Origin of the sequence: Alteribacter natronophilus (assembly GCF_006007885.1) — a bacterium.
Taxonomy (GTDB): Bacteria; Bacillota; Bacilli; order Bacillales; family Salisediminibacteriaceae; genus Alteribacter; species Alteribacter natronophilus.
The window spans coordinates 233,531-254,713 of sequence record NZ_VCRO01000001.1; the positions used below are offsets into that span (position 1 = coordinate 233,531).

22 protein-coding genes are annotated in these 21,183 nt (G+C 48.4%); 11 read left to right on the plus strand and 11 right to left on the minus strand.

Annotated elements, in window-relative coordinates:
* Positions 1 to 47 precede the first annotated feature (47 nt).
* Positions 48 to 386, plus strand: coding sequence for a DUF1360 domain-containing protein (locus tag FGB90_RS01185; RefSeq protein ID WP_138808744.1), 339 nt, complete (start codon positions 48 to 50; stop codon positions 384 to 386).
* Here the strand turns inward: FGB90_RS01185 and FGB90_RS01190 are convergent.
* The 3 genes from FGB90_RS01190 to FGB90_RS01200 form a co-directional block, all read right to left on the minus strand.
* A complete protein-coding gene (locus FGB90_RS01190; protein WP_138808745.1) occupies positions 360 to 1,349 on the minus strand; it encodes a glycosyltransferase family protein in 990 nt (329 codons plus the stop codon). The two genes, FGB90_RS01185 and FGB90_RS01190, sit on opposite strands and share 27 nt — an antisense overlap.
* 59 nt (positions 1,350 to 1,408) lie before the next feature.
* Complete coding sequence (locus tag FGB90_RS01195) at positions 1,409 to 2,071, minus strand: hypothetical protein (RefSeq protein ID WP_138808746.1); 663 nt, start codon at positions 2,069 to 2,071, stop codon at positions 1,409 to 1,411.
* A 153-nt stretch (positions 2,072 to 2,224) separates the two neighbouring features.
* The gene (locus FGB90_RS01200; protein ID WP_138808747.1) at positions 2,225 to 2,911 is read right to left on the minus strand and encodes a BMQ_0737 family morphogenetic spore coat protein; all 687 of its coding nucleotides are present in this window, start codon (positions 2,909 to 2,911) and stop codon (positions 2,225 to 2,227) included.
* A 211-nt stretch (positions 2,912 to 3,122) separates the two neighbouring features.
* On the opposite strand from FGB90_RS01200, the gene FGB90_RS01205 reads away from it, so the two are divergent.
* Together FGB90_RS01205 and FGB90_RS19540 are read left to right on the plus strand one after the other, a co-directional pair.
* Positions 3,123 to 3,941, plus strand: coding sequence for a hypothetical protein (locus tag FGB90_RS01205; RefSeq protein ID WP_138808748.1), 819 nt, complete (start codon positions 3,123 to 3,125; stop codon positions 3,939 to 3,941).
* Positions 3,942 to 4,262: 321 nt separating this feature from the next.
* Positions 4,263 to 4,436: a hypothetical protein gene (locus FGB90_RS19540; RefSeq protein ID WP_171051655.1), complete on the plus strand. Its 174-nt coding sequence runs from the start codon at positions 4,263 to 4,265 to the stop codon at positions 4,434 to 4,436.
* A 281-nt stretch (positions 4,437 to 4,717) separates the two neighbouring features.
* Here FGB90_RS19540 and FGB90_RS01210 read toward each other — a convergent pair whose 3' ends face one another.
* Positions 4,718 to 7,075 (minus strand): ATP-dependent helicase, encoded by a 2,358-nt coding sequence (locus tag FGB90_RS01210; RefSeq protein WP_138808749.1) that lies wholly within the window; start codon positions 7,073 to 7,075, stop codon positions 4,718 to 4,720.
* 147 nt (positions 7,076 to 7,222) lie between these two features.
* On the opposite strand from FGB90_RS01210, the gene FGB90_RS01215 reads away from it, so the two are divergent.
* The gene (locus FGB90_RS01215) at positions 7,223 to 7,450 is read left to right on the plus strand and encodes a hypothetical protein (RefSeq protein ID WP_138808750.1); all 228 of its coding nucleotides are present in this window, start codon (positions 7,223 to 7,225) and stop codon (positions 7,448 to 7,450) included.
* Positions 7,451 to 7,747: 297 nt separating this feature from the next.
* Here FGB90_RS01215 and FGB90_RS01220 read toward each other — a convergent pair whose 3' ends face one another.
* Positions 7,748 to 9,142, minus strand: a complete 1,395-nt coding sequence (locus tag FGB90_RS01220; protein ID WP_171051656.1) for an MFS transporter — start codon at positions 9,140 to 9,142, stop codon at positions 7,748 to 7,750.
* A 171-nt stretch (positions 9,143 to 9,313) separates the two neighbouring features.
* On the opposite strand from FGB90_RS01220, the gene FGB90_RS01225 reads away from it, so the two are divergent.
* A complete protein-coding gene (locus tag FGB90_RS01225) occupies positions 9,314 to 9,859 on the plus strand; it encodes an NADPH-dependent FMN reductase (protein WP_171051657.1) in 546 nt (181 codons plus the stop codon).
* A gap of 54 nt (positions 9,860 to 9,913) precedes the next feature.
* On the opposite strand, the gene FGB90_RS01230 is transcribed toward FGB90_RS01225, so the two are convergent.
* Genes FGB90_RS01230 through FGB90_RS01245 form a run of 4 tightly spaced genes read right to left on the minus strand, consistent with a single transcriptional unit; the run spans position 9,914 to position 13,953 of the window.
* The gene (locus FGB90_RS01230) at positions 9,914 to 11,029 is read right to left on the minus strand and encodes a GerAB/ArcD/ProY family transporter (RefSeq protein WP_138808753.1); all 1,116 of its coding nucleotides are present in this window, start codon (positions 11,027 to 11,029) and stop codon (positions 9,914 to 9,916) included.
* A 35-nt stretch (positions 11,030 to 11,064) separates the two neighbouring features.
* Positions 11,065 to 11,247: a hypothetical protein gene (locus FGB90_RS01235; RefSeq protein ID WP_138808754.1), complete on the minus strand. Its 183-nt coding sequence runs from the start codon at positions 11,245 to 11,247 to the stop codon at positions 11,065 to 11,067.
* Complete coding sequence (locus FGB90_RS01240) at positions 11,237 to 12,439, minus strand: Ger(x)C family spore germination protein (protein ID WP_138808755.1); 1,203 nt, start codon at positions 12,437 to 12,439, stop codon at positions 11,237 to 11,239. Before FGB90_RS01240 ends, FGB90_RS01235 begins: the two co-directional genes overlap by 11 nt.
* A complete protein-coding gene (locus FGB90_RS01245) occupies positions 12,436 to 13,953 on the minus strand; it encodes a spore germination protein (RefSeq protein ID WP_138808756.1) in 1,518 nt (505 codons plus the stop codon). Before FGB90_RS01245 ends, FGB90_RS01240 begins: the two co-directional genes overlap by 4 nt.
* A 140-nt stretch (positions 13,954 to 14,093) precedes the next feature.
* Between FGB90_RS01245 and FGB90_RS01250 the strand changes: the two genes are divergently transcribed.
* The 3 genes from FGB90_RS01250 to FGB90_RS01260 all read left to right on the plus strand — a co-directional run bounded on the left by FGB90_RS01250 (position 14,094) and on the right by FGB90_RS01260 (position 17,662).
* Entirely contained in the window at positions 14,094 to 15,086 is a 993-nt protein-coding gene (locus tag FGB90_RS01250) for a zinc-binding dehydrogenase (RefSeq protein ID WP_138808757.1), read from the plus strand.
* Positions 15,087 to 15,407: 321 nt separating this feature from the next.
* On the plus strand, positions 15,408 to 15,773 hold the full coding sequence (locus FGB90_RS01255) for a hypothetical protein (protein ID WP_138808758.1): 366 nt from the start codon (positions 15,408 to 15,410) through the stop codon (positions 15,771 to 15,773).
* 92 nt (positions 15,774 to 15,865) lie between these two features.
* Entirely contained in the window at positions 15,866 to 17,662 is a 1,797-nt protein-coding gene (locus FGB90_RS01260; RefSeq protein ID WP_306419213.1) for a S9 family peptidase, read from the plus strand.
* 110 nt (positions 17,663 to 17,772) lie between these two features.
* Here the strand turns inward: FGB90_RS01260 and FGB90_RS01265 are convergent, their stop codons facing one another.
* Positions 17,773 to 18,444: a LysE family translocator gene (locus FGB90_RS01265; RefSeq protein ID WP_138808759.1), complete on the minus strand. Its 672-nt coding sequence runs from the start codon at positions 18,442 to 18,444 to the stop codon at positions 17,773 to 17,775.
* 231 nt (positions 18,445 to 18,675) lie between these two features.
* Between FGB90_RS01265 and FGB90_RS01270 the strand changes: the two genes are divergently transcribed.
* A complete protein-coding gene (locus tag FGB90_RS01270) occupies positions 18,676 to 18,798 on the plus strand; it encodes a YjcZ family sporulation protein (RefSeq protein ID WP_138809925.1) in 123 nt (40 codons plus the stop codon).
* A gap of 151 nt (positions 18,799 to 18,949) precedes the next feature.
* Here FGB90_RS01270 and bioB read toward each other — a convergent pair whose 3' ends face one another.
* Positions 18,950 to 19,945: a biotin synthase BioB gene (bioB, locus tag FGB90_RS01275; protein ID WP_138808760.1), complete on the minus strand. Its 996-nt coding sequence runs from the start codon at positions 19,943 to 19,945 to the stop codon at positions 18,950 to 18,952.
* Between the two features lie 161 nt (positions 19,946 to 20,106).
* On the opposite strand from bioB, the gene FGB90_RS20050 reads away from it, so the two are divergent.
* Together FGB90_RS20050 and FGB90_RS01280 are read left to right on the plus strand one after the other, a co-directional pair.
* A complete protein-coding gene (locus FGB90_RS20050; RefSeq protein WP_281280004.1) occupies positions 20,107 to 20,241 on the plus strand; it encodes a hypothetical protein in 135 nt (44 codons plus the stop codon).
* A gap of 104 nt (positions 20,242 to 20,345) precedes the next feature.
* Complete coding sequence (locus tag FGB90_RS01280) at positions 20,346 to 21,125, plus strand: MBL fold metallo-hydrolase (RefSeq protein ID WP_138808761.1); 780 nt, start codon at positions 20,346 to 20,348, stop codon at positions 21,123 to 21,125.
* Positions 21,126 to 21,183 lie beyond the last annotated feature (58 nt).

Genomic DNA, 21,183 nt, shown 5'->3' on the forward strand with positions numbered 1-21,183 from the left:
AGGGAAATCAGTGGAGTTTATGCGTTTACAGGGAGAGGAAGTATGAAATGGCATTGTCGTGGCTTATGATGGTTCTTTTGGTCCTTGCTGTGTTCCGTGTGACTCATCTGATCGTTTATGACACCATTACAGAACGGTTCCGGAACTTTTTCCTCAAAGAAGTGGAAGAAGAGGGGGAGGTATTTTATGAGCCCCGGGAAGGGCCCATAATCCGCCATGTCGGCAGCCTCCTCAGCTGTCACTGGTGTACCGGCATGTGGGTAAGTGTGTTCTTTACGGCAGGTTATTTCCTTTTTCCTGCATGGTTCAATGCGGTTATCGTGATCTTCGCAGTTGCCGGTGCTGCAGCTGTCCTCCATTCAGTTGTAGTGAGGTATCTCTTCTGAGTCCAGGTGTGTTATCACATATTTAATGCGGTGATCCAGTGTATTGCGGTTCATAATTTCATTGAAACATGCTTCTGCTGAAAGTTCCCTTGTCCGGTCATCAGTAAGGTAGTGACTGATCAGGGCGAGGGTTTCTTCCCTGGAACCGACCTGAAGAGGAGTAAAAGGGGTGGAAAAAAGGCCGGAGTTTTCCCTTCGTCTGGAGGTCAGTTGAAACCCGCGGCATGCTCCTGCTGCAAAAACTTCGTGGGAAGGACTCCCTGCGGGGATCCCCGTTTGATTATGGGATGGATTGTCCCTATGTGAAAGGGTAAGGGACACCTTAGCGGAGGAGTAGAAGTGACGGGCAATCCTCGGAGGAACCCAGTAGTTTACAACCTTAAGCTTTGGTTGTGGGATACGGTGAGCAAGTGCTTCGTGCCAGCCTTTACCTACTGTCTGAATCGTCCAGTCAGTGTAGTCGAGAAGAAACGTAATGTATTCCATGAGGAGAGAACTGGGGGGGAGGACGGTACAGACATCACTATGATATACAGACGATTCCCGTGGATCATGATAATAGAGGCCCGGATCAGCACAGTGGGGGAGAAAGGCTGTTCTCCGGTGTCCAAGACCCCGGTATACAAAGCTGGCATTTTTCTCCGTAGTGTAAACAGTATGGAAGTAGTGAATAAAACGTCTGCTGTAATCCACGCAGATGGGATCATCCGTAATCCAGCCAATGAGTGGAATTTTTAAATCCGACAGACGGGAAACGATCTGGCCCCACTCCGTACCCGACAAAATCATAAAGACGGCAGCAGGTGAGAACATCTCAATCTGTTGCTGAAGTGTACTGTCATCTTCCCTGTAATCAAGGGGCATTACGGAGCAGCCCGTGTTTTTCAGTGACCGGCAGACAGATTCAGCTGAATATACCGGAAAACCGTAATCAGTGCAGACCAGGAAGGCGATCTTTTTCATGGGACATCCTCCTTAATACCTTGTAAACGAAGAAAGGGACGCATTTGCAAGCGCCCCGTTCATAGATAAAGACTAATGGTATTCACCGATGATATGCCCTTCTGCATTTCCCTGGTGTAACAGAACCCCTCTATAAGAAGGTGCTCATCTTCAGGACCGGGCTCGGCAGTGATATCAAAATTTGTAAACACTGCACGCTCGCCAGGCTTTACAGTGTCTATATGAACAGGCTTAAGCCAGTGCTCTCCTCTTGTTTTCACCCACTCTCTCCAGTCGTTCTGAACGTAAATCCATTCTTCCTGAGGTTTCAGCCAGGTCCGTTCCTGCTGCTGACGCATCCTGATTTTACCGCCGATATTAATCCTGCTGGACGGTTTTGTGCGGAAACAGAATACCGGGTCGTGGAGAATCTGATTTCCTGTATTCTCAAGAGTAAGATGACCGATGATGTGTATCTGGTGATCCTGCTCCTCTTCCTGTCTTGGGAGAAACACAGAGTGACTGAAATAGGCTTTGGCTGATATAACGGGCTCCTGTTTCACTTCGATTTTTTCCCGGCTGCTTTGTTTTTCAGGATTTTCCCGCATCGTGAGACGGGATTCCAGCTCCTGAATCTGCTGCTTATATTTACTTATTTCGGAACGGTAATGAAGGATCTTCTGTTCCAGCTGCAGTTTGGAGTCATCCTGCTTTTTCTGCTGATAAGAGTGTCTTGACTTCACCTGTAATCACCCCGGATTTTGCCTTGTTACAAAATTGTATGCACGTCTGAATCACGGCAGAAGTCAAAATAGCAGATGGCCTTTTTCCTGCATGAAAAAACCGGACTGATGCGGGTATGCATCAAATCCGGTTAACTATGGTGCTTATTTGTGTCAGACCTTGTGTTTACAGTGGTCTTTATCATGTGGAGCCGGAAAAATTTCAGGACACTGCGGCGGGAAAGTAATTTCAGGACAGAATCTGCTGATTGGAAGAATAATATCTTCACGCGGACGGCATTCTGCACCTTCAATTTCAAGAATCACATTTGCAACAACCTGAACAGACTGACAGATATGAAGCGACAGCTGCAGGGAACTGAATTCACCGTTGATGCAGCAGACCACACCGTTACCTGCAAAATCAAAGATTTCACAGTCCACATCTGTTCCTTCAGGCGCGCAGAGAAGGAACTTTTCAAAAAGACAGAAATCAACTTCGCCGGATGTACAAATCGGTTCTTCGTCATCTTCGTTCAGCCGAAGTTCAACTACGAAAGATCCCTGTTTGCGGATCTTAACTTCCTGAAGTTCAATACCAAGATCCTGGATAAATACATTCCGCCGTGGGCCTACCGCTGTACACTCCAGAGTACCCTCAACAGGTACTACGGTAACAATAAAATCTTCTCCTGGAGGAAGCAGGTCACACGGGTCGTCTGCACCTTCTTCTCCGTTACAGTCAAAATCAAGCTCTTCAAGCCCGGCCGGCCCGGAGAATGTTAGTTCTTTATCAACCTGACGTGTTACCCAGTCATATAATTTCTCAGCTCTGATACAGAGAGGGTGAAACTCTGCCATGCCTTAATCATCCTTTCATTCATGGTAGTTCCTCTATCGGGGACTACTTCATAGTATGAGTTGGGTGTAAAATTGTGCATAATCCCAGAATGAAAAACGCACTTGGGCTTTTTAAGAAAGATTGACCGGTTCCTACATATAAATAGTACAAATGCACATGGGGAATCCGAGTTCATGTGAAATTCTGCTTTTGGCGGGAGGGGAATGTCTGATGAAGAAGGTTATGTCGCTGGAAAAGCTGTCTTCGGTACAGCTTAAGCAGCGGATCATTCATCTACAGTCGGAGCTTAGTGAATACAGAAGGAAAGTAGAGCGTTATCAGCGTGATACAGTAAATAAAGAGCGGGACTTTCTTAAGGAAATGAATGAGCAGTTACAGAGGAAACTAAAGGATTACGAAGAACAGTCAGAGCTGCAGATGAATGAAATCAGGGAGTGCCGCAGCCGGATCAGGGAATTAACTGATGCCTGTGAAGCAGAGAAACATAAATCTGAGGAACTTGGCCGGCAGAAATCAGAGGAAATCCAAACTTTAAATAAGAAGTTTGAGACCGCAAAGAGTAACTGGGAAATCGAAAAAGCCGATTTACTGATGAACAAGAGTGCCCTCATTGAAATGGAAAAGGAAGTTGAACTTCTGAAAGCAGAGCTGAGATCCTATAAGCCTTTCATACAGGGTGGACCGCGGACTCCTTCATCTCCCTGGACGTCTGCCGAACAGGAAGCTGACAAGCGAAAGCCTTTTCCCTTTCCGACATCCGGGAAACTCGCAAATGCTGTGCCCCGTGCACCTGTGCCGGCAGATTATATGCGGGAAAATGAGAGTGAGGAAGGCTGGGTAAAAGGGAGAACCAGATCAGTTCGAAAACACAAACACGACAACAGTCAGGCATCAGAAGATAAGGAAGAAAGCGGAGGCGGGTATGTAAGTGAATCCCCAGAAGCTGCAGCTGAGCAGACCACTCAGCATAATGAGACAACAGACCGGGAAAATGAAGTTATTGAGGGTGAAGAAAACAAAGAGAGCTGAGTTTTTACCGAATATTTCTCCTTTCTCCGCTTCAGCATAACCAGCCTGGCCGTTTCATCATAGTCTGTACTAAACAGGTGAGCTATGAAGGGAGCAGGTATGAATGAGCGGCGAAAAAAGAAAGAAGATAAAAGAAAAGCGCAAAACGAAGCGTCCTTTAACAGTCAGTAATCCCCACACCAGCAAAACAGATGGTCAGTCAAGGTTAAAAAAGCGCGGCTGCGGCTGCGGAGGAAAAAAAACAAAATAGTGTCCGTAGCCCGTACCGTCCTGCCGAAAGCAGCATATGCTGGTATCAGCCAGGATAAGGGAGGGCTTTAATTGGGGAAGGATCCTAAAAATAGTGCCGGTGACGGTATGAAAGATACAGAAAAACGGAAAACGCTCTGGAGCAGCTGGAAACAGGTGATGCTCGGAAACAATGAAAATCAGGGTGACTCCGAAAAAGAGCCGGTTAAACCAAAAGAAGATCAGCCGCCGTTCTGGTGGATTTAAAAAGAGTGTGTCCTTGAAAAAGGAGACACTCTTTTTTAAGGAGAGAATTTATGAAATTTGCCGAAGCGAAACGCCGGAAGTGAGACTCCTGCGGCAGTGGGCTGGCAGGGTGAGACCTCGCAGGGCTTAGCCCGAGGAGGCTCAGCGCCACCGCCGCGGAAAGCGAACGGACGTCGTGGATTAAAGCTCTGGAATTATAAGACGTGTCAGCCTTCTTCCTGCCGGTATTTCCATATTCCGGTGTACACCTTACGCACGTTTTCCATGGTTTGGCGCCAGGCCTAAAGATGTTCGCTTGTCCTGAAACGGAGGTCGTTCAGAAACCTTGAACGATAGGCTTTTTTTCCCCGGCGCTGATCGGTTGATGACAGAAACAGGCGCTGCTGGGCCCGGGTGGCTGCTACATACATCAGCCTCCGTTCTTCTTCCATATAAGTGCAGTCTCCCTCACGGTTTTTCTCAAGGGCGTATTCATGGGGGAGAGACCCGTCATTGCAGCCGAGCACAAAAACGTTAGGGAACTCCAGGCCTTTAGCCCGGTGAACGGTCATCAGCTGGATACCTTTTCCGTTCCCGGATTCATTTCTGTGAGCATTCACTTTTGCTCTGATATGGTTCACGTAGGCAAGAAATTCAGACACAGAGCTGTACCCCGAGGCGATGGCAGAAAGCTCGTGATAGTCATCCGAGCCCCGCTCCATTTTATTTCCTTCACGGCCATTTTTCCTTATGAAATCCTTCAGGCCAAGCTCTTCATACGCTTTGAAGAGGGCTTTTTCAGGGGGAAGGGAAGCAAGGTGCGGGATTTCCGCTGCTGCTTTCCGTACCTTCTTCGTCTGGAACCCGCTCATCAGATCTTCTGTCCGGTGCAGGGCCCCAAGCATCGTTTCCCCGTGGAAAATTGTATGGCGCTTCAGTTCGTTAAGAAGACTGTTCTTCAGGAACATGACTCTCAGCCAGTCCTGCATCGCGTCCACATCGTCACCATTTACGGCAAGTCTCAGGTACGAGAGAGCCTTACGGACAATATTTCTGTCGTAAAACGATTCACTGCCCTGTTCCATCGTAAAGGGAAGACCGGACTCAATCAGACGTTCGAAGATGGCCCGGGCCTGGACGTGGGATCGGTAAAGAATGGCGAAGTCTTCAGGTTTCGACGTTTTTTTAAGCTCTCTTCTGATATGCTCGGTAACAAAGATCGCTTCTTCCTCTTCATCGTAAGGGAAAAACAGGAGCGGAAGATGATCGTTTTCCTTTACCGGTTTCATCTTTTTAGGGTAGCGGTCGGTATTCTTTTTTATTACATCATTAGCCAGGTTGACGATCGCCGGCTCAGACCGGTAGTTGGCGTCAAGATGAATTCTGTTTGTTCCTGGAAACGTGGATTCAAACCGGAGAATATATTCAGGATCACTTCCCCTGAAACGGTAGATGGACTGATCATCATCGCCGACTGCACAGAGATTCATCTCCGGGGCGGCAAGCTTTTTTATGATTTCATACTGAAGCCGGTTGATATCCTGGAACTCATCGATCATGACATGGGTAAACCTTTTCTGGTATTTAGCGAGAAGCTCCGGGTTATCATCCAGCAGAGCCCTGCAGCCTGTGAGCATATCGTCAAAATCAAACTTTCCCATCTCCGCTTTTTCTTTCTCATAATAGGCATAGACGTCTTTTACCTGTTCTTCAAAGGCATCTTCAGGTTTGATCTTCTCCGGAGACAGTCCTGCGTTTTTCCATGCTCCGATTGTTGTCAGTGCCTGATCGACTGCGAAATCACGTTCGTCTATTTTAAGTTCGCGCAGGGCGTTCATCACAATTTTTTCCTTCTGCCAATGTGCTTTAAGCAGCCGTTCCGGCTGCCAGCGGCTGTAGTCGTCATGCATGAGCATTTTATAAAACAGACTGTGAAAGGTTCCTGATACAATCCGTCTGACTTTGTTTTGTTCCAGCCCATAGGAGGAAGCCAGGCGGTTTTTCATTTCAGCCGCTGCTTTCTGGGTAAAAGTAACAAGCATCATCTGTTCAGGGCGTACCGCGCCTGATTTAAGCATATAGGCGGCCCGGGCAGTAATTACACGGGTTTTTCCGCTGCCTGCTCCGGCCAGTAGAAGAAGAGGGCCATCTGTTGTAAGGACTGCCTCCTGCTGACGGTCGTTGAGCGGCGTACTTGCGGACGTAATTTCCCTTAGTACCGGGTTTGGGGATGCCGGCAATTCAGGTTCGGTCAGGCTGGATTGAAACTCTTTAAAATAGACGGGCTTTTTCCATACGCCCGATCGGTTCGATGGGCTGTCCGAAACTGCTGTACCGATTGGTTTGGATGCGGGGAGACTGAATGCCCCGACGGTAACGGCTGTTTTTTCCCTCGATGCAGCCTGTTCCTGAACAGCAGCAGAAACTTCCTCTGACCTTAGAGATTCATCTCTGTCCTTTTGTTCACAGGCAGGATCCTCTCCGCCATTTCTATGGACAAATACAGGGGGCTCATTCAGGCTTACCTGCAGAACTGCAGGTAAGCCGCAGTACGGGCAGACCAGTTCACCCGCCCGGCTTTTCCGGTCGAGAAAAGAGAGCTTTCCGCGCTCAAGACTGGAAAGCTCCCAGGTGGTTTTGTTATGTATTGCACGCTGCATGTAAATCAGCCTCCGTCGATATTCATTAAGGCCGGGGGGCCGGCCTGTCCTATCTTATCAGATTCATGCCCATACAGCATCCGATTTCCGGCCTGATTTACGAATGTTTCCTGTGGGAAAGGGTAAATAAAAAGTGAGGTGATTGTAATGGGATATATTCCACCGCTCAGAGACGAACAGTTTCTCCTGTATGCCGTACGCCAGGAACCTGATGCACCACTTACGGCACGGGTGGCCGCTCTTCAAAAAGCGCAGGCAATCAGGAAGAGGAGCTATTTTGAAAGGCAGTATGAAAACATGCGGCTGAAAAAATTAGTCCTTGAATGCGAGCGGGACATTACAGGTAAAGGCCTCCATGTTGATGAACGGATCTGAAACGGAAAAACGGCGGGAGCTGATCCCTGAAGGCGTCTCTGCCCCGGGTTCAGCTCCCGTTCGTCTACATAAAGAAGTGCCCGACAACAGCAAAAAGAAAAACGACGCCCAGCCCAACTGATGTCCTTTTCATTTTTCGGCCCCCCGACCCCTAAGGAGTTTTCACAAAACAGTGCCCACTTAGCAGTTAAGAATATTGTAAAGCCCTTACATTGTGCTGAAAAGGGGATGGGGAGCAAAATAAATCCTCAATTCACGACAGGATCCGGGTTCGTTCTTAAGGTATCGATTAAACAGTCAGCTTTCGCCATACCTTGTGTTCCGGAAGCGGAGTGTAAATACAATCAGAGCTGCAATGGCAACGCCCGCCAGACTCAGGAACAGATTGGAATAAACGATGTTATCCTCTGCCCGGGCCAGTGGATTCATTAGAACCGACGCGTCATCAATATCAAGAATCCGGCCGTAAACAGCACTTCCTATGGCTGCGCTCATAAAGTTAAGCAGGTTGAACATGCCAATTCCCACTCCGGTCTGGTGAGCCGGAACGATGGTTGAGAGAAGGTTTGCCGTTGAGCTCTGCACGAGTGGGAAACCGAGATAAGTGACAAGAACACAAAGGGCAACCACAACCGGGTGAAAGCCGGCAAATGTGGAGATAAGCACTGTACCGCATCCTACAATAATGAGGGCTGTTTTTACGACAGGCACACTGCCGATTCGGTCAACAAGACGTCCGCCGGACTGGCCGATCAGGCCGGCAGCCATGGCTCCGGGAAACAGAACAAGTCCAATGGCAAGCGTGGTCAGGTCATAGAGGTCCCTGAGCATAATCGGAATAATAAAGATCATACCAAATAAAACACTGGTTCCAAGAAAGCTTGTTATAACCGTGGTTGAGTAGCGGCCGTCTCTTAAAAGGGACGGTTCAATAAACGGGTGCCGGGCAGTCGCAGTCCTCCAGATGAAAAGGGTAAGAGCTGTTGCAAAAACAACAGGGGACCACCAGATTCCCGTGGTAATAAACAGAAGCAGTCCTGCTACAGTCACGGCAATAAAAAGGGCGCCGGGAATATCCACAACACCTTTTCTTTTTTCCTCATCAGGAATCCATTTTCTGAGAAACGGAATGGCGACAACTGAGAGCATGGAGAAAAGGAACAGAAACCGCCAGCTCAGAAAGCCGCCGATGAGTCCACCGGCAATAGGTCCGAGACCTGATGCAAAAGCCACAGTGGCAGATACAATACCAAAAACACGTCCCCGTTCATCCGGTATAAAGCGTGCCGGGATAATAAAGGCGAGGGCGGGTATTGTAGCTCCCCCGAGTGCCTGAATAATACGGGCTGCAAGAAGTGTCGGATAGTTCGGTGCCACAATGCCCAGTGCAGCTCCGATAAAAAACAGGATCAGACCGAATGTAAGGAGGTTTTTTATCGGGTAGATATCAGCCAGTTTTCCATACATAAGCGAACCTATTGAGAATACAAGTATGTATCCCGTCATCACCCAGCTTACTTCTGAAGGGAGCAGTCCGAAATGTTCTGCGATATCGGGAATAGCAACGTTAAACATCGTTCCGTTCATAACAGTAAAAGTTAAAATGGCGCATATAAGAAGGATCAGTTTTGATTTAAGTTTAGGGTCAATTGCGGGTGCCTGTTTCTTTTCGTGGGAGTCTTTGTCTGTCATTATATGGCCTTCTTTCAGAAAGAGATATCGGCTCCCGGTGTACAGCATGGCTGTTCTTTCGTAACCGGAAATAAAACACTCCCTTCATCTTATCGGAAGGTCCGGATAGCGTCAACGGAATGGTTTTTAATGAAGAAACGGGGGAATAGTAGCGGAAAAGGAGGCTTCCCGATGAACAATATTACTGTTATTGCAGGCAGTCTGAGAAAAGAATCGATTAACAGAACCGTTATGAAGGAAATAATGAGGCTTGCTTCGGATCAGTCTAACGTTACGGAAGCTTATATAGGGGATCTGCCGCTTTTTAATGGTGATCTGGAAGAAGGGGGAGACCCGGAGGCGGCAGCGGAATTTAAAGCCGCCATCCGATCAGCGGACGGTATTATCATCATTACGCCGGAATACAGCCATGGCGTCCCCGGGGTACTTAAAAACGCCCTTGACTGGGCGGGAAGTATGACAAATGAAAACGTGCTGGAAAACATGCCGGCAGCGGTAACAGGAGCTTCTCCGAGTGCACTTGGGACCTCTCTTGCCCAGGTGCAGGTCAAACAGACTCTTGCTGCGTGCGGCTCCCATGTTCTTGCCCGGCCAGAGCTGTTTATTGGCACAGCCCACAAGCGTCTCGGTGACGGGCGGGTAACGGATGAAACAACGATCAGCTTAATGACAGAATTTCTTGATGCTTTTTACAGCTGGATTGGGAGATTCCGCTAATCGCCGGCAGAGAACGCTTTTCACCCTTTGAAATACGGATGCTCGTATGAACATCTACCCTGATAACCGATTCCCTTCATGAGTGATCTTACGGTGTTTTCCAAGAAGAATCCCGGTCATAAGTACCCCGGTCATGACAATATAAATAGCCCCCCAGTAAAGCGTCCAGTTTTTCAGGACAAAATCTGAGAAGTCCACAATATCCGGATGAAGATGATGGCTCATGGCCCAGACGAGCACGGCACACGGGAAGATAAACGCTCCGTAGCCGTCTTTTTTTGATATGTGCTGCAGACCGAGAAGAACACCGAGGAGACAGACGGTCATTTTTATAAAAAGAGACAGGAGCCACACAATGCCGATGGCAGCCTCCACACGCTGAAACAGTTCTCCAATTTCAATATTTCTCGCCATCGAATAGGTGGCGTACGTTTCCCTGGAGGCAAAGTACGTACTTTCCACGCCGATCGTCACAACAATGGCCAGGGCCAGAATGATGCCGGAAATGCCGATTGACCAGGCCGTATAGGTAATCAGATGTTTTTTATCTGTTACAAACGTCGCAAGGGCAGTAAACACGAGCATTTCAATAAACGGAAAACCGAGTATGGGGTAGGCGCCGTGCACGAGGGGAAACAAGCCATCTTCAAACAATGGAACCAGGTGCGAAGTTTCAAAGTTATTCAGCACCAGCAGCAAGGTGCCGATCACCACAGTCAGCATCAGTGGAAGAAGTACTTCATTTACCCGGCCGATATTCTGGACACCTTTACTGACGGAAAAAATCATAAGTACAATAGGCATCCACACCACCACGTGGGAGGAAGTCTCTGTAAGTGCCACTGTGTTTGTGAAATTGGCAAAGTTACGCATAATCAGGGACGTAAGGTGAAGAACAGCACATATAAAAAGAATATTTAATAGTGTGCCTGCTATTTTACCTGTAACCAGCTCTGAAATAACGTACACCGAGGCAAACCGGTACTTTCGGAGAAGAATGTAGAGCAGCACATTCAGAGTTACTCCGGCACCTGTGGCCAGCAGCATACTCAGCCACGCTCCCTCACCTGCCAGGGAGGTGGCGGCGGTAGGTGCCATCAGCAGGGAACTTCCCACAATAAAATTAATGATCAGCAGGCCAAACTGCCAACGGTTAATACTGTTTTTCATTTTCTTCCTCCTGATATGACAGTCTTATACTGCTGTCATCCTTCAAAAAGCCAGTGATAAAGAGGCTCAAACAGAGCCCGGATGCTTTCGGTTAACGGAAACCATGTACGGCCGAACAGGAAACTTACAGTATACAGAGCGGTAAAGGTCCAGACCGCCAGAACGGTCAGGGACAGAGATGATGTTTTCCGGTTGGCAGATGCTGTATTATTCTTCATCGGCAGCGTTGTACCTCATTCCTGTAAGATTAATGTCAACATTAATATTGTAGATAAACTCGGCTTCCATAAAATGACCAAACCAGCTGTCTTTCCATTCCTGCCATTTGTCGGGATGGTGGTCCCTGAACACGCCGGAAAGACCGGTCGCATCGAAACCGAGAGTTCTGGTTTTTTCAATAGTCGACCTGATTTCCTTTTCCAGTTCGTTACTTACAGCCTCTTTTAACGCTTCCATATCGTCAGGATCTGTAAGGTCGAGAGTGCACGTAGTTTCAAGAAGGTAGCCTGTACCGTCCAGGCTGATTTCAAAAACCGGTCGTCCGTCTTTTACAGAGGCGTTGGTACTCTGGGTGAGCTTATGAAGCCTCACGCCGGCATATCCGCCCTCACACGGAGTGTCAAATACTGTACGGTCGCCGACCATGCCGTTCAGAAATACCCACCCCTGGGATTCTTCCGTAGTAAACCAGTCTTTAAGTCTGTCGTTTTCAAACACTGCCAGTCCGTCGAGGGAAAAGCTGTGCTCATCAATACGATGAAGGACATCGGTTTCCGAGCTGTCTTCACTTGAGATGTTTCTGAGACCAAGAATGATAGGATGTTCATTATCGGATACGTATGCCCGGAGCGCATCAGACAGAGAAATATTTTTCTTAATACCGAGGGATCCTGAAGCGACCAGTACCCTGTCCCTCACTGATTTCGCCGGGTTTTCGTCAAGCGGGGTGAAGGTACGGAGAATGTTGCGGGCTGTCTCCTCCTTTGCGATAAATGCAAGGAACTCCATCCGCATCTGCTCGTCCCTTTCAACAAAGTCAAACAACCTGCTGATTCCTGTTTCCCTTGCAAAGCTTTCACCGATCACAAGGTAATAAATGTGGGAGAAAAACAGTCTTCTTGGCGTAATGTTTTTCGCTTTATCCAATGCTTCCACGATCGTTTTGCCCCTGGTGGTAAAAGTGTAGACCGAAGCGTCCTCGCCTCCGCCCCCTTCAGTTGCCACACGGGCGGAGGCGCCGTGGGGATTTATAATCTGAAACGAAACCTCAATGTCGTCGGAATCCTCCACCTGATCGATCCCCATAGCTACGACGATGGCCAGCTGATCGAGCTCCATTTTGTCCCCGCACCCGCTGAGAAGTACTGTGGGGAATATAGCAGTCAGCAGTAATAGACGGATTGTCTTCATGTCCCTCTGTTCTCCTTTTTTCCGTCATGCCGGATCCACGGTTTCAGGAAAGGTACGTTTTTAGCCCAGAGCGGGAAACGAAAGAAACCATCTTTATGGTGTTTCAGGTTAATCGGTGCCAAAGGTGAAAAATACGGTTTACCCATCGATTCGAGCGAACAGAGGTGAATGAGAAGCAGCGCAGAGAAAATCATCACCCCGAAAAGACCGGTAGTTGCTGCAAAAGCCATCATCACAAACCGGAGTATTCGTGCACTTATCGAGAAATTATAGGCAGGTGCCACAAAGCTTGAAATGGCAGTCAGGGATACAACGATGACGATAGCCGGACTCACAAGCCCCGCTCTTACGGCAGAATCCCCCAGTACAATCGCTCCAACAATGGATATAGCCGGCCCGATTGTCCTTGGCATTCTCACGCCGCCTTCCCTCAGGATTTCAAAAATCAGTTCCATGAGCAGTGTTTCCACGAAAGCGGGGAATGGAATGCCTTCCCGCTGCGCAGCAAGATTAATAAGCAGATCGGTTGCAACAAGTTCCGGATGAAAAGTAGTTACAGATATATAGATGGAAGGGAGATACAGGCTGATCAGAAAAGCCGCAAACCTGATGAAACGGATAAAAGATGCAAAGTCAAATCGCTGGTAAAAATCTTCGGCTGAATGAAAATAGGAAAGAAACGTCATGGGATAGACGAGACACATGGGAGAACCATCCACAATAACGGCAATTTTCCCTTCCTGAATTTCGGAACTGACCGTGTCCGGACGTTCTGTTACCTGGGCGGTGGGGAAAGGAGAGTACCAGCGGTGTTTTGTACCGTAGTCATCGATCAGTTCCTCCAGCATCCCGCTTTCATAGACTTCCTCAGTCTTAACACTTTCAATTCGACGGGTAATCTCAGCAAGCACCTCTTTGTCCGCCTCGTCTTCGAGGTAGCAGAGGCGAATTTCTGTCTGTGTGCTTCTGCCTGCAGACAATTTCCTGAACCTGAGCTGGGGGTTTCGGAGCCGTCTTCGAAGGAGTGAGGTATTTACGTTAATTCCCTCAACAAAACCCTCTTTTGGTCCGCGGATCACGGTCTGATTTGCCGGCTCGTCCACATTCCTCATTTCCACCAGAAGCCCGATCACACCGGCTGCAAATTTACAGCCCTGGACAAAAACGATAACTTCCCCGTGAAGAAGAGAACGGATGATTTCTTTAAACGAATAATACGGGCCTGACTGAGTTCCTTCAATTTTTTCAAACAGGAATTCAGGAAGAATGTCAGGTTGATTCTGAACGTGAAGAAGAGGAGAGTTGATGGCATCGGCGATCATCTCCTCGTTGTTCATCGCTTCCAGATGTACAACTGAAAAAGGAATTCTGCCTTTAAGGAAGTGTCCGACCTGGATATCATCGCTTTGACCAAGCATGGCCGTGAGTCTCGCCACGTCCTTTTCTGCATTTCCGGAAAGAGGTTCATCGTAAACCTTCATAACTTCCTCGATATCGGCAGTCTGCTTGACCATTTGCCCTCACCTCCAATCCGTTATTCAGTTTTATAGTTTCTGTATTTTCGGAGAGGTTATACATGGAGGACTTTACTCGATTTTCCTGCTTCTTTTTACTACAATAGGACAAACCCTGATCAACAAGGAGGCGTCACAAAATGAAAGCACTCACGCATACAAGACCTAAAGGTTTTGACGGGCTCGTACTTACGGACCGTCATCCTAAGCCTGAACCCGGTCCAGATGAAGTCAGGATCCGCTTAAAGGCTGCCGGCCTCAACCACAGAGACCTGTTTGTACTCGATCGTCACAGTCCCGACGATCCGCCATTTGTTATCGGATCAGACGGTGCAGGCGTAATAGATGATCACGGTGAAAATGTACCAGACCTCAATAAAGGTGAGGAAGTCATTATCAATCCGGGGCTATACTGGGAAAAACAGAGTGATGCCCCGCCGGACAGCTTTGAGGTCCTCGGTTTTCCAAACGACGGGACCTTTGCCGAATATGTTACGGTTCCGGCTGCCTGTACGGCTCCAAAGCCTTCACATCTCAGCTGGGAGGAAAGTGCAGCACTCTCCCTAGCCGGTCTGACTGCATACCGCGCTTTGTTTACAAGAGGGGGAGTTAAGGAAAACATGAACGTATTTATTCCAGGGATCGGAGGGGGAGTGGCGACCACACTTCTTCAGTTTGCCAGAGCTGCCGGAGCGCGGGTGTTTGTCTCGAGCAGATCCCCTTACAAACGGAAGGAAGCACTGGAACTGGGAGCGGAAATGGCACTCGACAGCAGTGAAGACTGGAATGAGGCACTTAAGGGAACGAAAATGGACCTTGTAATCGAATCTGTAGGTGCAGCTACATTCAACCGCTCCATGGACACGCTGAGAAAGGGAGGGACGATCGTCAGCTTTGGTTCCTCGACAGGAGATGAGCTTCAGATCAACCTCCGGAAATTCTTCTATGGCCAGTACAATCTGCACGGATCCACAATGGGCAGTCATGAGGAGTTCAGGGGGATGCTTGCGTTTACAGAAAAGCATGGTATTAAGCCGGTTATGGACAGCACATTTCCCCTTGAGCAGTTCCGTGAAGCTTTTGAAAAGCTGAAACGGGGAGAACAGCTTGGGAAAATATCGTTTACAATCTAATCAGGATCAATCAGTGGCTGGGACAGAAGTATTTTTACAGACGAAAATCCGAACAACCAATATGCGGTGGAGGTAAATCGCTCCTGAAATATTCGCCGCTTTCCGCGGGAAGCGGCTGAGCCTCCGCGGGCTTCGCTACTTAAGGGGTCTCACCTGCGCTTTCCCTCCCGCAGGAGTCGGCGAATATTTCATCCGCTTATCAGTTTTTTGTTCGGATTCTAATCTAAACACTTTCCTTATGTCCCAGCCCTAATTGTCAGAAAAATGAAACTTACCCCTTCCTCAGCCGTAACTAAACTATGAGAAAAGGAGGGAGTTTACATGATTTTTCTAACAGGTATGCTGATGTCACAGCAGGCAGCCATGTTGTTTCTGCTGATCACTGCTCAGCTTGGAGCCAGTATATTTATTGTAGGAATCTCCTATAAAATGCTCAGTGATTACCTTGCTGAACCTGGCAAAGTATATAAACGCCTTTTTCTTCAGACCGGGATCGCGGTTGCAGCAGGCCTGCTTGTTTACAGCACAGTCCTCGTCCGGTTTGTTGATCCGGCCTACGTAACAGCAGCGGACCAATATGCCCAGACTCTTACGGCAGTTAATACTGCGATTGGAAGCATGACCGTGCCGCTTCTCCTTGTGATGATCTGGAATATCGTGCAGCGTCAGAAAGGGATGTATGCGTAAGGCGTTCGGCCATTTTGGTCGAACGTTTCTGCCATCAGTGATATAATTTTATTGTTCAAAACATTCAAACATATAAAGGGGTGCAGGGAATCATGCAATTTCCGGAACATGCAGTTGAACAATTTTTCCGTACATACGCAATTACGGGATTCACCGTTTCAAAGGATGAATCCAGACTGCTTTTCTCAACCAATCTGAACGGTAAAATGAACGTGTGGGCGATGGACCTGCCAAATGGCTTCCCATACCTGTTTACACAGACCGAACAGAGCTGCGGAGCTCTTAAGGAGGATTCCGGGGGACGTTTTGTGCTCGGCTCCTTCGATCACGACGGCGACGAAAACTATCACCTCTACGCTATGCCCCGTGCCGGTGGAAAGAAAACGAAGCTTGTTGAAGGGGAAAAAGAAGACAAATTCTTTTTTGCCCACCTGAATGAAGCCGGTAAGCACCTGTATTACAGTACAAGTAAAGGAAATCCGAATTTCCTAAGGGGATTCCGTAAAGATCTTGAGACCGGTGAAGAGGTGCAGATTTATGAAGGGGAAAACGGCGCCACTTCCATTACAGCTGTCTCACCGGATGAGACCATGGCGGTAATCCGGGTTCATCTGGCAAACACGTACGCTCTTTCCTATCTGCTCGATATAAAGAGCGGGGAGAAAACACTTCTGAGCGAAGACCCTGAACGGGTGCATATAACCGGTGATGCAGTGTTCGCGGATGAAAAGACACTGTATTTTGTATCGAACGATGAAGCTGAATACAGTTATATTGTAAAATACGATATCCCTTCCGGTAAACGGACAATCCACGCGGACTTTGAAAATGAAAGTGCAGCTGCAATTTACTGGCATAAGGATTCCAAAACGCTCTTCATTCATACTGAACAGGGAGTGGAAGACCGCCTTTACCGCCTTGGAAACGGTGAAGGCGAGGCAGAGAATCTGAACTGCCCACTCGATGTTCTCGGACAGATCCATGTGGCAGCAAGCGGGCGGATTTATGTTCAGGGGACGAGCGCGGCAGAGCCGGTAAATCTCTACATCTGCAGTAATGACGGAGTGTGGGAGAAGCTGACGGAAAACCGCGTTCCCGGTGTGGAGACGGAGGATATGGTCGCGCCTGAAGTTGTGAGCTACCGTTCCTTTGATGATATGGAGATTGAAGCCTTATGGTTTAAGGCTAAGCCGGAAAATGATAATGGCCACGTGATTTTCTGGCCTCACGGAGGTCCCCAGGCGGCTGAACGGAAGACGTTCCGCGCCATGTTCCAGTGTTTCCTGAATGAAGGATACTCAATTTTTGCACCTAACTTCAGAGGAAGTACCGGCTACGGCGCCTCTTTTACGAAACTTGTTGAGCAAGACTGGGGAGAAGGGCCGCGTCTCGACTGTGTCGCCGGAATCGAATGGCTGTTTGAAACAGGCAAGTGTCACCGTGACAGACTGTACCTTCTTGGCGGAAGTTACGGCGGATACATGGCTCTGCTCCTCCACGGCCGACACCCGGACTATTTCCGCGCAGTAATCGATATTTTCGGCGTATCCAACCTGTTTACGTTCCTGAATTCAGTGCCCGATCACTGGAAACCGGTAATGAAGCGCTGGCTCGGGGATGCTGAGGAAGACAGGGAGCGCCTTGAAAAAGATTCACCGATCACCTATCTGAATACAATGTCCAGACCGATGCTTGTCATCCAGGGGGCCAACGATCCACGTGTGGTGAAAGAGGAAAGTGACCAGATCGTGGAAGCCTTGAGAAAGCAGGGAACTGAAGTGGAGTACCTTGTGCTTGAAGATGAAGGTCACGGCTTTTCCAAAAAGGAAAATGAAATCAAAGTTTATAAGTCCATACTCGGATTTCTGGAAAAATACCAAAGCATATAAAAAAAGAGCGTCCCTTCATACGGGGCGCTCTTTCTGATTGTACCGGCGGATGGAGGCTCAGCATAATAACCGGAAAACCCGCGTCTCTGCTTAAAAGTTTACGTCGAAGTTTACATCATTCCGATAATCCGAAGCGCAGCTTTCGAGGCAAAATAAACGCCAAATCCGAGGATAACCAGGCTTGCCACCACACAGACACATCGGACGGTATTGGGGTGCAGAAGACGCTTGCCGAAATGAACCGTAAATGCCAGGTTGAGGTTCCACAGGCCTACACCGAGAAATACGGCGCTGCTGACCAGAAATGCACGAAGTTTATTCTCATCGCTGAATGTGTCACTCAGAACAGATCCATATATTCCAAGCCAGAATAATATGTTCAGCGGGTTGAACATGGCTATAGAAGCACCCGTGGCATAGGATCGAAGCAGTGTGCCATTTTCGATTCCTTCGGGTTCATCCCCGGGCCCGGACTGCATGCCCTCATGAGCTCCGGCCGCATTTGTACTGCTGCGTAGTCCGGATATGCCTGTCCAGGTCAGTATGACAGCACCGAGGATCATCAGCCCCAGCTGAACACTTCCCAGTGTAAGAACGGCAGAAAGGCCCTGGTACATAAAAAACATAAGAAGGAGATCAGCAGACATTCCTCCGGCACCAACGAGAAGGGACGGCCAGAAACCATAATGGATGCCGCGCCGGATAATTTCTATATTGATTGGCCCGATTGGTGCTGCTATGGACAGCCCCAGAACGATTTGTCTTACAAGTAAAAGCAGCATTATTACCGCCTCCGCCTCAAAAGCCTGTCTGTAAATTAAATGAGGAAAGTATGGTATTTAGAAGAAGTTCCATGAAAAACTGCTTTGAGTCGCATTGGGCGGCCTGAATAAACCGGGTCAGCTGCCTTATTTTTTTCTGCGATTTGCGAAAAACCGGGCTAATATACAGGCAAAAGTGGGGGAGCTGACTATATTGTTAGTGTAGTCCCAAGCAGAAGGCAGGTGAGTACTATGTGGGGATACTCCGGTTACGGTTATGGCTGTGGTCAAGTAGGTGGTGCCGGCACAGGATTTGCTTTAATCCTCGTGTTGTTCATCCTTCTTGTGATCATCGCGTGTGCGTGTAAGTACTAGTCTTTAGATTAAGGAAGGACCGGTTCGGTGCTGAGGCACTGTCCGGTCCTTGTTTATTGTTTCTATTTTGGTCAAATTGGGATTTACTAACAGATTAGGACTGGTCTATTTATGTCGACACCCGAACGAGTGCTCTGGTGCACCAGGTACCCTAAAGCGCACACTTCTCAATCTCAAAGCCGAGATCCTCAATCATTTCATGATCAGTGGTGGCGACCTGCCCTTCCGTTGTGAGGTAGTCACCGACAAAAATTGAATTTGCAGCATAAAGCCCCATTACCTGAAGAGACCGGAGATTTACTTCACGTCCTCCGCTGATCCTGATTTCCTTATCCGGATGCATAAACCTGAAGAAGGCAAGAACCTTCAGGCAGTAACGCGGGTTCAGGTCATCCATATTTTCAAGCGGGGTCCCCTCAATGGCATTGAGGAAATTAACAGGAATCGAGTCGGCATCCAGACCTCTCAGCTCCATACTCATGTCATAGATATCGTGGGCTGTCTCTCCCATTCCAACGATTACCCCGGAGCACGGGGAAATACCTGCACGCGCCACGTTCTGAACCGTTTCAACCCGGTCCCCGTATGTGTGGGAGGTGGTAATCTCGTTATGGTGGCCGGCACTGGTATTGAGATTGTGGTTATACCGTTCAACACCTGCCTGCTGCAGCCTCCTGGCTTTCTCCTCGGACACGATCCCGAGACAGGCGCAGATTTTAAGGGGCATTTCTGCTTTAATTTCCTTTACGGCATCGGCCACCTGGTCGACTTCACGATCCGTGGCTCCCCGGCCGCTGGCAACGATACAATAGGTTCCTGCCTGTCGTTTTACAGCCTCCCTTGCCCCGTTTACAAGGGTTTTCTTATCAAGGAAGGAATATTTTTCTATTGGTGCATCGGATACAATAGACTGGGAGCAGTATCCGCAGTTTTCCGGACAGAGGCCGCTCTTGGCGTTAATGATCATGTTCAGCTTTACTTTGTTGCCGTAGTGATAACTGCGTACCCTGTAGGCGGCATCAAGGAGGGGAAGTATTTCCCTGTCGTCTGCTTTTAGAATGGACAGGGCTTCCTCCCTGGTAAGCTGTTTCCCGGAAAGTACCCGTTCTGCATAGTCATTCCATTGGTTATGTACGGTTGTCTGCATAAGTCACACTCCTATTGTAAACTTATTTATTACTTTGGTTAACGTAACAGTTTCAGTATCCACCAGATGACAGACGGTTGTCAATGACCATGCAAAAAGCTTCTGTAAAAAAATGAAACCGCTTCATCGGCTGTACGTAGAGTAAACAGAGGGGGAACGTCATGATAACATCAGCTGCAATCATCTCTTTAATAATTCTTGCGGCAGGTATCTGGCTGGGTTTATATGAGATATGGTCCATGAATCTGTTTAACCGGATCCTTACCAGAGGTTTCGGTTCCCTCGGCAGCGAGTAGACCGGGCACATCACGTGCAGCAGGTGCAATACTGTCATTAAAAGGGGGAGATACATCCCCTTACTGTCCGAAATACAGAAGATATTTTTAAGGGGAGAAAAAATATGTCTGATAAATGGTTTACCGTTCAGAAAATCAGCAGAAATACATATGCCATCAGCGAGTACGGTCACTGGGAAAAGGTTCATTCCTTTCTTCTGACGGGAAAGGAAAAAGCATGTCTGATTGACACCGGTCTGGGTATAGCGGATATAAAACCGGTAGTGGAGAAACTGACCGCTCTGCCGGTTACAGTGGTAACGACCCATGTACACTGGGATCACATAGGCAGCCACGGTTCATTTGACGAACTTATGGTCCACGAAGCAGAACGGGAATGGCTTGAGGAGGGAATTAAAGGCCTCCCTCTTTCGCAGATCAGACACGATGTGGGGAGAGATATTACCGGCCCTGTGCCCGAATCGTTCAATGCCGAAGCCTACGTTCCCTTCACCGGAAAGCCGTCGTCCCTGCTGAGGGATGGTGACCGGCTGGATTTTGGGGATCGTACCCTCAGGGTTATTCATACCCCCGGCCATTCCCCGGGTCACATCTGTCTGTACGATGAAACATACGAACTTCTATTTACGGGCGATCTTTTGTACAGTGACACACCTGTGTATGCTTTTTATCCGTCTACGGACCCGGCAGCACTGGTCAGTTCCTGGATGAAAATTGCAGATTTAAATAGGGTTAAGTGCGTTTTCGGAAGTCATAACCGCCTTGGACTGGATGCCTCAATTCTGGAAAAAGCGGGAGCTGCTGCGCGGCTGCTCCGCAGGAAAAATCTCGACCACTTCGGGACAGGGGTTCACCGGTTTGAAGGATTCAGTGTTAAATTCTGAGTTTTTTTACTGCCCTGATTAGGACTTTCTTCGAAATGAAGATTCATCCGGCCTCTTT

What these genes read in the sequence shown, in the direction of transcription:
- FGB90_RS01280 (WP_138808761.1), top strand. Translation starts at nt 20,346, where the DNA reads ATGTCTGATAAATGGTTTACCGTTCAGAAAATCAGCAGAAATACATAT.
- FGB90_RS01255 (WP_138808758.1), top strand. Translation starts at nt 15,408, where the DNA reads ATGATTTTTCTAACAGGTATGCTGATGTCACAGCAGGCAGCCATGTTG.
- bioB (WP_138808760.1), bottom strand. Translation starts at nt 19,945, where the DNA reads ATGCAGACAACCGTACATAACCAATGGAATGACTATGCAGAACGGGTA.
- FGB90_RS01210 (WP_138808749.1), bottom strand. Translation starts at nt 7,075, where the DNA reads ATGCAGCGTGCAATACATAACAAAACCACCTGGGAGCTTTCCAGTCTT.
- FGB90_RS01270 (WP_138809925.1), top strand. Translation starts at nt 18,676, where the DNA reads ATGTGGGGATACTCCGGTTACGGTTATGGCTGTGGTCAAGTAGGTGGT.
- FGB90_RS01250 (WP_138808757.1), top strand. Translation starts at nt 14,094, where the DNA reads ATGAAAGCACTCACGCATACAAGACCTAAAGGTTTTGACGGGCTCGTA.
- FGB90_RS01265 (WP_138808759.1), bottom strand. Translation starts at nt 18,444, where the DNA reads ATGCTGCTTTTACTTGTAAGACAAATCGTTCTGGGGCTGTCCATAGCA.
- FGB90_RS01190 (WP_138808745.1), bottom strand. Translation starts at nt 1,349, where the DNA reads ATGAAAAAGATCGCCTTCCTGGTCTGCACTGATTACGGTTTTCCGGTA.
- FGB90_RS20050 (WP_281280004.1), top strand. Translation starts at nt 20,107, where the DNA reads ATGATAACATCAGCTGCAATCATCTCTTTAATAATTCTTGCGGCAGGT.
- FGB90_RS01215 (WP_138808750.1), top strand. Translation starts at nt 7,223, where the DNA reads ATGGGATATATTCCACCGCTCAGAGACGAACAGTTTCTCCTGTATGCC.
- FGB90_RS01205 (WP_138808748.1), top strand. Translation starts at nt 3,123, where the DNA reads ATGAAGAAGGTTATGTCGCTGGAAAAGCTGTCTTCGGTACAGCTTAAG.
- FGB90_RS01185 (WP_138808744.1), top strand. Translation starts at nt 48, where the DNA reads ATGGCATTGTCGTGGCTTATGATGGTTCTTTTGGTCCTTGCTGTGTTC.
- FGB90_RS01220 (WP_171051656.1), bottom strand. Translation starts at nt 9,142, where the DNA reads ATGACAGACAAAGACTCCCACGAAAAGAAACAGGCACCCGCAATTGAC.
- FGB90_RS01230 (WP_138808753.1), bottom strand. Translation starts at nt 11,029, where the DNA reads ATGAAAAACAGTATTAACCGTTGGCAGTTTGGCCTGCTGATCATTAAT.
- FGB90_RS01240 (WP_138808755.1), bottom strand. Translation starts at nt 12,439, where the DNA reads ATGAAGACAATCCGTCTATTACTGCTGACTGCTATATTCCCCACAGTA.
- FGB90_RS01225 (WP_171051657.1), top strand. Translation starts at nt 9,314, where the DNA reads ATGAACAATATTACTGTTATTGCAGGCAGTCTGAGAAAAGAATCGATT.
- FGB90_RS01260 (WP_306419213.1), top strand. Translation starts at nt 15,866, where the DNA reads ATGCAATTTCCGGAACATGCAGTTGAACAATTTTTCCGTACATACGCA.
- FGB90_RS01235 (WP_138808754.1), bottom strand. Translation starts at nt 11,247, where the DNA reads ATGAAGAATAATACAGCATCTGCCAACCGGAAAACATCATCTCTGTCC.
- FGB90_RS01200 (WP_138808747.1), bottom strand. Translation starts at nt 2,911, where the DNA reads ATGGCAGAGTTTCACCCTCTCTGTATCAGAGCTGAGAAATTATATGAC.
- FGB90_RS01245 (WP_138808756.1), bottom strand. Translation starts at nt 13,953, where the DNA reads ATGGTCAAGCAGACTGCCGATATCGAGGAAGTTATGAAGGTTTACGAT.